The organism is Thiomonas sp. TH-17 (genome assembly GCF_057473305.1).
The window spans coordinates 1-2,506 of the sequence record NZ_JBYCKI010000077.1; the positions used below are offsets into that span (position 1 = coordinate 1).

3 protein-coding genes are annotated in these 2,506 nt (G+C 65.2%); 1 reads left to right on the forward strand and 2 read right to left on the reverse strand.

Features of this window, described 5'->3' with window-relative positions; translation table 11 throughout:
* Together trmL and AC2VLV_RS04985 are read right to left on the reverse strand one after the other, a co-directional pair.
* A partial coding sequence (trmL, locus tag AC2VLV_RS04980; protein WP_486988924.1) for a tRNA (uridine(34)/cytosine(34)/5-carboxymethylaminomethyluridine(34)-2'-O)-methyltransferase TrmL occupies positions 1–460 on the reverse strand: 460 nt, incomplete at its 3' end.
* A 43-nt stretch (positions 461–503) separates the two neighbouring features.
* Entirely contained in the window at positions 504–1,223 is a 720-nt protein-coding gene (locus tag AC2VLV_RS04985; RefSeq protein WP_486988925.1) for a phosphoribosyltransferase family protein, read from the reverse strand.
* 64 nt (positions 1,224–1,287) lie between these two features.
* Between AC2VLV_RS04985 and AC2VLV_RS04990 the strand changes: the two genes are divergently transcribed.
* Positions 1,288–2,229, forward strand: a complete 942-nt coding sequence (locus AC2VLV_RS04990) for a methyltransferase domain-containing protein (protein WP_486988926.1) — start codon at positions 1,288–1,290, stop codon at positions 2,227–2,229.
* Positions 2,230–2,506 lie beyond the last annotated feature (277 nt).

The following is a 2,506-nucleotide window of genomic DNA, read 5'->3' on the forward strand; positions in this document are numbered from 1 at the left end:
CGCAATAGTCGTTCTGCCGCCAGGCTTCGAACACGGCGACAGCCACCGAGTTCGACAGGTTGAGGCTGCGCTGGCCTTCGCGCATGGGCAGTCGCAGTCGTTGCGTCGGGGCGAATTGCTCGCGCACCGCATCGGACAGGCCGCGGGTTTCGGCACCGAAGACGAAACAATCGCCCGGCTCGAAGCGCACGGAGCCGATCAGCCGACTGCCGCGCGTGGTGAAGGCGAACAGGCGCTCGGGGCGCGGTTGCAGCGTTTGCATCAACGCGTCCCAACTGGCGTGCGTTTGCAGCGTGGCGTATTCGTGATAGTCGAGCCCGGCGCGGCGAAGTTGTTTGTCATCCAGCGAAAAACCCAGCGGCTCAACCAGATGCAGGGTGCAGCCGGTATTGGCACACAGGCGGATGACGTTGCCGGTGTTGGGCGGAATTTCGGGCTCGACAAGAACGATGTGGAACATGGGTCGAAATGCGGAAAATCAGCGGAAGATCAGGAGGTGGAAATCAAGGGGTGGAATCGCGTGGAGTGCGCAAGGCGATGGCGACCCAGACCGCTGCGGCGCCCTGGCGCAGCAGCACCCGGGTGGCTTCATGCAGCGTGGCGCCGGAGGTCATCACGTCGTCCACCAGCAGCAGGGTCTGGCCGTCCCAGCGGGTGTCGCAGGCGTATGCGCCGCGGATGTTGCGGCTGCGCGCGTCCAGCGGCAGGCTGCTTTGCGCGGCGCTATGCCGCAGCCGCTGCAGCGCGTAGGCATCGCCAGGGCGGTTCAGTGCGGCGGCCATGCGCCGCGCCATTTCCCACGCGGGGTTGAAGCCGCGCTCCAGCAGGCGCTCGCGCGAAAGCGGTATGGGCAGAATGTGATCGGGCAGTGGCAAGTCGGCTTGCGCCCAGCGCGCACCGAGCAGGTCGCCAAACCAGCGACCCAGCGCGGGCTCTGCGCCGAATTTCATGCGCAGAATGAACTGATCGTTGGGAAATCGATAGTCGCCCAGAGCCAAGGCGCCCGCCCACCGCGGCGGATGCAGCAGACATTGGCCGCAGACCTGCCCCTCTTGCGCCACCGCCACCGCGCAGCGCGGGCAGCGTGGACGCAGGGGCAGGTCTTCATGCAGGCAGTCGTCGCACAGCGGCTGACTGCTGCGGGCGTCGCAATGGGCGCAGCGGCCGGGCCAGAGCGCAGACCAGCGCGAGGCAGGCAAAATAGGGCGCTCAAGTGCGGACATCGCTGCACTATATCGCCCGCGCCAGCGGTGTCGCCGCCTTCGCTGCAGTCCTTTGAATGAGCTGATGGATCGCCCCGATCAATTCCTTGCCGCACAACAACAGGCCCGCTGGCTGGCGGCTGCGGCCTGCGCGCGTGATCGCCTGGCGCGCTGGCCTGCACCCTATATCTGGCTGGAAGCCGCACGCCGCATGGCCGAACGCCTGCCCTTGCTGCGGGCGCAGGCGCAGCGCGTGCTCGACGCGGGCTGTGCCTGGGGCGATGGGCTCGACTTGCTGCAAAAGCAGTATCCCGCCGCGTTGATTCTGGGCTACGAGCCCTCGCCCCTGCTGGCGCAACTGGCCTCGAAGCGGTTTGCTCGTGCGGGTCTGGCGCGCTGGTTCGGGCGGCCCAACCGGGTGCAGGTGCAGGCGGTGGATGCGGCAGATCCCGAATATCCCGCGCAGGCCGACGTGTTGTGGTCCAACCTCTATCTCGATTGGCACCATGACCGCATGCGGGTGCTCGAAGCTTGGCGGCGGCAGCTCCAGCCCGAAGGGGCGCTGTTTTTCACCACCTTCGGGCCCGACACGCTCAAGGAACTTGGTGAGGTATGCCGCACCCTCGGCCATTCCTCGCGGCCCATGGCATTCACCGACATGCACGACCTGGGCGACGAACTGGTGCAGGCCGGTTTTGCCGACCCGGTGATGGATATGGAGATGGTGCGAATGACCTGGCCGTCGGCGCAGGCGGCGCTGATTGAGCTGCGCGCACTCGGCGCCGTGCCTCACGCCGCGCATACGCGAGGCCTGCGCACGCCACGGGCCTGGCAGGCTTTGGCCGACGCCCTGAACGCCACAGCGCAGGCGGATGGTCGCATCACCCTGTCTTTCGAACTGGTCTATGGGCACGCTTTTCGCCCGCGCACCGAGCGGGCACGGGCTGGAGAGGCCACTTTCGGCGTCGAGCAATTGCGCAACACTGCGCGTCAACCCGGATTGCCGACCCGTACCCATCGGGGCTAAAACTGCGGCAAATCGTCGCGGTGGATGACGGTTACATAGATGGATCAAAATGTAACGCGTCCATCTTGATCTCACGCAAAATCAGATCAACTGATGCCTTGAATTTCGATGCGTCATTCTGTCGCACCTATAATCGCTCACTCATATAGACCCGTCATGGCTTAACTCAGATGCCGGTTTGTGACCCCGATTGACGCAAATGCACCACGCTGATCTTCCGCAAAGCGCATCCAACCTCCCGCCACAGGATGTTCCTGTAGCCGAGGCTGCGGTGGCG